Origin of the sequence: Cellulomonas pasadenensis, assembly GCF_047229365.1 — a bacterium.
Lineage (GTDB): Bacteria > Actinomycetota > Actinomycetes > Actinomycetales > Cellulomonadaceae > Cellulomonas.
In genome coordinates this window covers 1-8,004 of the sequence record NZ_JBFTEP010000151.1, presented here as the reverse complement: position 1 = coordinate 8,004, position 8,004 = coordinate 1, and the positions used below count along the sequence as shown (strand labels likewise).

The following is an 8,004-nucleotide window of genomic DNA, read 5'->3' as shown; positions in this document are numbered from 1 at the left end:
CCTTGTCCATGGGCGTGGTCGCGCTGAACACGGACCCCACGGTGCGCCGCAGGGCGGGCCGACCGGACCGCACGGCGGCCCGCCGCGCCCCGCACCGCCGGAGCCGGACCCCGCCGGCATCGCCCGCAGCACGCGGACGGCCGCCTGGGGCGCCGTCTGCCTGCTGGTCGCGGTCCTGCTCGTCTCCGCGCCCTACCCGTGGGCGTACGCGACGCCGGTCGCGTCGCTCGCCGCGCTCACCCTCGGCATCGTCGCCGTCGTCCGCGGCGTGCAGGCGCACGCGCGCGGCGCGGTCGTCGCACTGACCGCCGTGCTCGTGGTCGCCGCGGTGCTGTGGACGCTCACGAGCGTGCAGGTCTTCGTCTACGCGTCGGCCCGCGAGGCGCACCAGGAGTGCCGCGGGCGCGCGCTGACCGTGCAGGCGGAGCGGGTGTGCGACGCGCAGCTCGTCGAGGACCTCGAGCGGACGACGCGCTCGTTCCTGCCGTCCGCGCCGACCGGCGCCTGACGCTCCCGGCACACCGCCGCGCCGGCGTGGTCGGACCCGCACGACGTCCACGGCCTCACGCGAGGCGTCGCCCGACCGCTCCCGCGGCCGGCGCCACGACGAGCAGGCCGACGCCCACCGCGCCGAGCACGGGCAGCGTGGACCGGGCCGACTCCGCCTCGCCCGCACGCCGGATGCGCTCCGGGTGGTCCACGACGTACTCGAGCCGGGTCCGGTCGCCGATCTCGGAGGAGAGGGTGAGGTCCGAGTCCTCGATGGCGAGCTCGCCGGTGCGCGGCGCGCCGTCCACCTCGTACTCCACGAGGAAGACACGGTCCGGGTCCCGCCCGCGGTCGCGGTCCTCCCAGGCCACCACGGTCCCGGTCGCGGTCGCCCGCTCCCCCCGGAACGGCAGCTCGTCCAGGGCCGCGACGCCCGTGGTGACCGTGACCAGCCCGCCCACGATGCCGGCGAACGCGGCGATGACGAAGAGGACCGGCGCCGCGCGGTGACCGCCACGGGTCGAGCGCCCCTCGGCCGCCCGGTCACCCGTCGGCGCGGCCATCGCCCACATCCCCGACCCGGCCACGAGGCTGAGCGTGAGGACGAGGAGGAGGAGGCACGCGCCCAGCCCGACGAAGGCCCCCACGACGGCACCGTCGGCGACGTCGCGACCGAGCGCTGCCGCGGCACCTGCCCCGACGAGCGCCGACGCGCCCACCGCGACGGCCAGCCGGAGCACCATCCGGCCCCGGGACCCGAAGGTCCCGGTGTCCAGGTCGGCGTAGAGCACCGTCGGGACCTCGAGGAACACCGTGCGGAGCATTCGGCGCACCGACGAACCCCGCCTCTCCGCTGCGTGTGGCCGCCCTCGTGGCGGCGCGACCGCTCGAGCCTAGTGGCGCCCGGTGAGGGACGCGTGGGCCTTCGGCGTCCGGCTCGCCGCCGCCCGGCGCGCACCCGCTCGGGCGGCGCGACCGCCCACGCCGCTCAGTCGGGCGTCGGCGGCGGGCCGGCTGCGGCGAACCTGCGCTCCACATCGGCGGCGTCGTAACCCGTCCCACGTGCCCCGGCCCAGCTCGGGCCGACTCGGATCCCGTCCCTCCCCGGACCGCCGAGCCACCGCTCCGGGAATTGGTGCAGGGGTACCTCCTCGACGACGAAGCCCGCGTAGGCGGGCACCTGCGCCACGATCCGCTCCGCGCGGCTCCGGAGCGACCAGAACGGCTGGGCTCGCTCGCCATCGGCGTCGAGCGGAGCCGGGTAGCCTGCACCGTCGCGTATCGTCCACACCGATCCCTCGCGCTGCGCCTCCTCGTAGAAGGCCGTCGCCTGCGCTGCGCTCGTGCTCACGGAGCCGATGGTCCGCGCGTCGACCTCCGCTCGGCGTCGGAGGACACGTCCTGGTCCTCCGCCGCCGACGTCGCCCCTCGCCGGCGCGCGTCCCGCCGCTCGCGCACCGCGGCGTGCACCGCCCGGTCCGTCGGGACGGCCGTGACGAGCGCGCCCAGCCCCGCGCCCCCGGCGACGGCGAGCCCGACCAGCCACGCGGACGCGCCGACCTGCGCCATGCGCGCGGGCCCGGCAGCGCCCGCGGCCGCGAGCTGCAGCGCCGTCACCAGCAGCCCTCCCGTCGCGGCGGTGGTCGCGACGGCGACGACGACGTCGCGCGCACGCACCGGCGCGAGCCGGCGGTGCACGGTGAGCCCGGCCAGCACGCCGACGACGACGAGCACGGCCGGCGCGGCCAGCAGCAGCCCACCGGCCATTCCCGGCGCGGGCAGCACCCCGAGCAGGGGGACCGCGGGCAGCGGTCCCGCGACGACCTCGGCGGGCGCGAACCGCGTCCCCGCGCCCACGGCGAACCCGGGCCCGGCGACCCACGCGAGCGCCCACACCACCAGGTTGGGCAGGTAGGCGAGCTCGCCCACGGCCAGCACCGTGCCGCCGACCGCGTCGAGGCCGAGGAGCCGCACGACGTCGGCGACGGTCGCCCGGCCGGCGACCACCCACGTGGCCGTGACGAGAGCGGCCACGGCGACCAGCGCCGCGGCGACGAGGAGGCCGGCGCGCAGCCCGACGACGACCGCCGCCGGGAGCCGGTCGCGCAGGGGCGCGACGAGCGCCGTCCACGTCGGCGCCTCGGGCCGCCGCAGCAGCCCGGCGCCGAGGCCCGCCCCGCCCACGACGACGGCGCCCAGCAGCGCACGCACCACGCCACCGCCGTCCACGCCGCAGACGAGCGCCACGAGCACCGTCAGCGCGGCGTACGCCGCGAGCGCGGCCGCCGCGCCCGAGCGGGTCGCGACGCCCGACCGCCGGGCCGACGCGTAGCAGGTGAAGGCGGCGAGGACGGTGAGCCCGAGCGGCACGAGCGAGACCGCCGCACCGCCCACCGTGACCGGCACGCCGTGCGCGAGCAGCCACAGGTTCGCGGCGACCACGACCGCGCGCGTCCAGGCGACGTCCGCGTTGGACGGGTCGGCGGACGTGGCGACGAACACCGCGACGGCGGGCACCGCCAGCACGAGGAGGGACAGCGCCGCCCCCTGCAGCGCGGCCAGCGCGCCGACGGCCCAGCGCGGCGCACCGTCGATCGCGCTGGTGAAGAACGACGGCCGCGCGTCGTCCTGCAGCACGCGGCGGGCGCGTCCCGTGACGGGGACAGGACCGGTCGAGGGGGGCACGGGTCCATGGTCGCCGGTGGGCGGCGCCGGCGGGCGCAGCCGGGGCGGCGCGTCGCCGCCCGGGGACGCGGACGGCCCCGGTCCCGCGGTACGTCGCGGGCCGGGGCCGTCCGTGGTGCCGCCCGGGGGCGGCGGGGTGCTCAGGAGAGCAGCGCGCGGGCGAGCTCGGCGGTCTCGGACGGCGTCTTGCCGACCTTGACGCCGGCGGCCTCGAGGGCCTCCTTCTTGGCCTGCGCGGTGCCGGACGAGCCGGAGACGATGGCGCCGGCGTGGCCCATCGTCTTGCCCTCGGGCGCGGTGAAGCCGGCGACGTAGCCGACGACGGGCTTCGTGACGTTCTCCTGGATGAACGCGGCCGCGCGCTCCTCGGCGTCGCCGCCGATCTCGCCGATCATGACGATGAGCTCGGTCTCAGGGTCCGCCTCGAACGCCGCGAGGGCGTCGATGTGCGTCGTGCCGATGATCGGGTCGCCGCCGATGCCGACGGCCGTGGAGAACCCGAAGTCCCGCAGCTCGTACATCATCTGGTAGGTCAGCGTGCCGGACTTCGACACGAGGCCGATCTTGCCGGCGCCCGTGATGTCGGCGGGGATGATGCCGACGTTCGACTTCCCGGGGCTGATCAGGCCCGGGCAGTTCGGGCCGACGAGGCGCACACCCTTGTCCTGCGCGTACGCGAAGAACTCGGCGGTGTCCGCGACGGGGACGCCCTCGGTGATGATGACGACGAGCGGGACGCCCGCGTCGACGGCCTCGATGACGGCGGCCTTCGTGAAGGCCGGGGGCACGAAGATGACGGAGACGTCCGCGCCCGTCTGCTCCAGCGCGTCCGCGACGGTGCCGAACACGGGCACGTCGACCGTGCCCTCACCGGCGGGGAACGTCACCGACGTCCCGGCCTTGCGGGGGTTCACGCCGCCGACCACGTTCGTGCCGGACGCGAGCATGCGGGTCGTGTGCTTCTGCCCCTCCGACCCGGTCATGCCCTGGACGATGACCTTGGACTCCTCGGTCAGGAAGATCGCCATGGTGGTGTCTGCTTCTCTCGGTTCGTGGGTGGCGGGCGTCAGGCGGCGGCGTGGGCGAGCTCGGCCGCCTTGTCGGCGCCGCCGTCCATCGTCTCGGCCAGGGTGACGAGCGGGTGCGCCGCCTCCGCGAGGATCGCGCGGCCCTCGGCCACGTTGTTGCCGTCCAGGCGGACGACCAGCGGCTTGGACGCCTCGTCGCCGAGGATCCGCAGCGCCTCGACGATGCCGCGCGCGACCTCGTCGCACGCGGTGATGCCGCCGAAGACGTTGACGAAGACGGACTTGACCTGCGGGTCCGTGAGGATGATGTCCAGGCCCGCCGCCATGACGGAGGCGGACGCGCCACCGCCGATGTCGAGGAAGTTGGCGGGCTTCACGCCGCCGTGCGCCTCGCCGGCGTACGCGACGACGTCGAGCGTGCTCATGACGAGCCCGGCGCCGTTGCCGATGATGCCGACCTCGCCGTCGAGCTTGACGTAGTTGAGGTCCTTCTCCTTGGCGCGGGCCTCGAGCGGGTCGGCCGCGGCCTTGTCCTCGAGCGCGGCGTGGTCCTCGTGGCGGAAGTCCGCGTTCGCGTCGAGGGTCACCTTGCCGTCGAGCGCGACGACCTCGCCGTCCTCGGTGAGGACCAGCGGGTTGACCTCGACGAGCGTGGCGTCCTCGTCCCGGTAGACGGTCCACAGCTTCTGCAGGACGTCGGCGACCTTCGGCGCGACCTCGGCGTCGAAGCCGGCGGCGGCGACGATCTCCTGCGCCTTCGCCTCGTCGATGCCGGCGCGCGGGTCGACCGCGACGCGCGCGAGCGCCTCGGGCCGCTCGACCGCGAGCTGCTCGATCTCCATGCCGCCCTCGACGGACGCCATCGCCAGGTAGCGGCGCTCGGCACGGTCGAGCAGGAGGGAGAAGTAGTACTCGGTCGCGATCTTCGCGCCCTCGGCGATCATCACGCGGTGGACCGTGTGGCCCTTGATGTCCATGCCGAGGATCTCGCCGGCCTTCTCGGCCGCCTCGTCCGCGGACCGGGCGAGCTTGACGCCGCCCGCCTTGCCGCGGCCCCCGGTCTTCACCTGCGCCTTGACGACCACGACGCCACCCTCGGCCGGCAGCAGCCGCTCGGCCGCGGCGCGCGCCTCCTCGGGGGTCGTGGCGACGATGCCGCCGAGCACGGGCACGCCGTGCTTCTCGAAGATGTCACGTGCCTGGTACTCGAACAGGTCCACCTGGTCCGGTTTCCTCTCGTCGACCGCGCGGGCGGCCCTGTGCGGCCGCGTCGCCCGGTTCGATCGTATCGTCGGGACCGAGGTCCCTCGACATCGAGAGACTGTGGCCGCGCTCACCCGGCCGCCCCGAGCCCGTCCTACAGCTTCGTGACCGGCGAGTACCGCAGCAGCAGGCGCTTGGTGCCGTGCGAGCCGAAGTCGATCTTCGCGACGGCGTTCGCGCCCGCGCCCTCGACGGCCACGACCGTCCCGAGCCCGTACGCGTCGTGCGTGACCTTGTCGCCGACGCCGAGGTCGGGGACCTCGGCGGTCGAGCGCGGCGTGGCCGACCCGAAGGACGCACCCGTGCGCGGCAGCGTCGGGCGCTGCTCCGTGCGCACCGGCCCGTTGCCGGAGCCGGAGCGCTGCTCCCCCCAGCCGGACCCGCGCCCGCCGGCGCCGAAGCCCGAGCCCCAGCCGCCGCGCAGCCGCGACGTCGACGACTCGCGGCGGCGCCAGTCGACGAGCTCCTCGGGGAGGTCGTCGAGGAAGCGGCTCGGCGGGAACTCGTTCGGCACGCCCCACGCCGTGCGGACGGCGGCGCGCGACACGTAGAGCCGCTCCCGCGCGCGGGTCAGGCCGACGTAGGCGAGCCTCCGCTCCTCGGCGAGCTGGTCGGGGTCGGCCAGCGACCGCATGTGCGGGAAGGTGCCGTCCTCCATGCCGGTGAGGAAGACGACCGGGAACTCCAGGCCCTTGGCGGTGTGCAGCGTCATGAGCGTGATGACGCCCTGGTCGGGACGGGCCTCGCCGTCCTCGCCCTCGGCGCCGTCGGGCACGGGGATCTGGTCGGAGTCCGCGACGAGCGAGACACGCTCGAGGAAGTCCGCGAGGTCGCCCTCGGGGTCGCTCTGCTCGAACTCCGAGGCGACGGCGTGCAGCTCGGCGAGGTTCTCGACGCGGGAGGCGTCCTGCGGGTCCTCGCTCGCGCGCAGCTCGGCGAGGTAGCCGCTGCGGTCGAGCGCCGCGCCCAGCACCTGGGCGGGCCCGGCGGTGGCGGCGAGGTCGCGCAGCTCCTCGACCATCGTCGCGAACGCGCTCATGCCCGTGATCGCCCGCGTGCCGAGGCCGGGCACCTCGTCCAGCCGCGCCAGCGCGGCGCCGAACGAGATGCGCTCGCGCTCGGCGAACGCCGCGACCATCGCCTCGGACCGCTCCCCCAGCCCGCGCTTCGGCACGTTGAGGATGCGGCGCGTGCTCACGTCGTCGTCCGGGTTCGCGATCGCGCGCAGGTAGGCGATGGCGTCGCGGATCTCGCGCCGCTCGTAGAACCGCGTGCCGCCGACCACCTTGTAGGGCAGGCCGACGCGCACGAGCACCTCCTCGAGCGCGCGCGACTGCGCGTTGGCGCGGTAGAAGATCGCGACGTCGCCGGGCCGCACACCCTGCGTGTCGCCGAGGCGGTCGATCTCCTCGGCGACGAACCGCGCCTCCTCATGCTCCGAGTCCGCGACGTAGGCGACGATCTGCGGGCCGGCGCCCGAGTCGGTCCACAGCCGCTTGGGCCGCCGGTTCGGGTTCTTGGCGATCACCGCGTTGGCGGCGGACAGGATGGTCTGCGTCGAGCGGTAGTTCTGCTCGAGCAGGATCGTGCGCGCGTCCGGGTAGTCCGCCTCGAACTCGAGGATGTTGCGGATGCTGGCGCCGCGGAAGGCGTACACCGACTGGTCGGCGTCGCCGACGACCGTCAGCTCGCCGCGGTCGACGCCGTGCCCGTCCGCGCCGCCGTCGACGCCCACGAGCTCGCGCACCAGCACGTACTGCGCGTGGTTCGTGTCCTGGTACTCGTCCACCAGGACGTGCCGGAAGCGCCGGCGGTAGTGCTCGGCCACCTCGGGGAAGCCCTGCAGCAGCTCGACGGTGCGCACGATGATGTCGTCGAAGTCGAGCGCGTGCGCCTGCTGGAGGCGCTGCTGGTAGCGCCGGTACACCTGCGCGAGCACGGTGTCGAAGTCGTTGGCGCTGCCGCCGCCCGACGTCGCGGCGAACGTGTCGGGGTCGACGAGCTCGTCCTTGAGGTTCGAGATCTTCACCGCGAGCGCCTTGGGCGGGTACCGCTTCGGGTCGAGGTCGAGCTCGCGCGCGACGAGCGTCAGGAGGCGCTGGGAGTCGGCGGCGTCGTAGATCGAGAAGCTCGAGCGGATGCCCAGCGTCGCGGCCTCGCGGCGCAGGATGCGCACGCACGCCGAGTGGAACGTCGACACCCACATGCGCTGCGCGGACGGCCCGACGAGGGCCTCGACGCGCTCGCGCATCTCGGCCGCGGCCTTGTTCGTGAACGTGATCGCCAGGACCTCGCCCGCGCGCGCCCGGTGCGTCGCGAGCAGGTGGGCGATGCGGTGGGTGAGCACCCGCGTCTTGCCCGAGCCCGCGCCCGCGACGATGAGGAGCGGCCCGCCGGCGTGCAGCACGGCCTCGCGCTGCTGGGGGTTGAGCCCCTCGAGCAGCGCCTCGGCGCGGGCGGCGTCGCGTGCGGCCCGCGGGTCCTCCGCGGGCGCCGGCTCGTCGCCGTCGCCGCGCGGCGGGACGACCAGGGGCAGGCC

Annotated in this window: 7 protein-coding genes; 1 reads left to right on the top strand and 6 read right to left on the bottom strand. The window is 75.4% G+C overall.

What is annotated here, in order from left to right:
• Positions 1 to 508 (top strand): hypothetical protein (locus tag AB6N23_RS15945; protein WP_412866979.1); only part of this gene is annotated, 508 nt, incomplete at its 5' end.
• Positions 509 to 563: 55 nt separating this feature from the next.
• Here the strand turns inward: AB6N23_RS15945 and AB6N23_RS15940 are convergent.
• The 6 genes from AB6N23_RS15940 to pcrA all read right to left on the bottom strand — a co-directional run.
• On the bottom strand, positions 564 to 1,322 hold the full coding sequence (locus AB6N23_RS15940) for a hypothetical protein (RefSeq protein ID WP_412866978.1): 759 nt from the start codon (positions 1,320 to 1,322) through the stop codon (positions 564 to 566).
• Positions 1,323 to 1,477: 155 nt separating this feature from the next.
• Positions 1,478 to 1,840 carry a DUF2750 domain-containing protein gene (locus AB6N23_RS15935; protein WP_412866977.1) on the bottom strand — a complete coding sequence of 121 codons (363 nt, stop codon included), beginning with the start codon at positions 1,838 to 1,840 and terminating at the stop codon, positions 1,478 to 1,480.
• Entirely contained in the window at positions 1,837 to 3,174 is a 1,338-nt protein-coding gene (locus AB6N23_RS15930) for a cell division protein PerM (RefSeq protein WP_412866976.1), read from the bottom strand. The genes AB6N23_RS15935 and AB6N23_RS15930 overlap by 4 nt, the downstream gene beginning before the upstream one ends.
• 140 nt (positions 3,175 to 3,314) lie before the next feature.
• Complete coding sequence (gene sucD, locus AB6N23_RS15925) at positions 3,315 to 4,202, bottom strand: succinate--CoA ligase subunit alpha (RefSeq protein ID WP_412866975.1); 888 nt, start codon at positions 4,200 to 4,202, stop codon at positions 3,315 to 3,317.
• Between the two features lie 38 nt (positions 4,203 to 4,240).
• Positions 4,241 to 5,422, bottom strand: coding sequence for an ADP-forming succinate--CoA ligase subunit beta (gene sucC, locus AB6N23_RS15920; RefSeq protein ID WP_412866974.1), 1,182 nt, complete (start codon positions 5,420 to 5,422; stop codon positions 4,241 to 4,243).
• A 137-nt stretch (positions 5,423 to 5,559) separates the two neighbouring features.
• A partial coding sequence (pcrA, locus tag AB6N23_RS15915; protein WP_412866973.1) for a DNA helicase PcrA occupies positions 5,560 to 8,004 on the bottom strand: 2,445 nt, incomplete at its 5' end.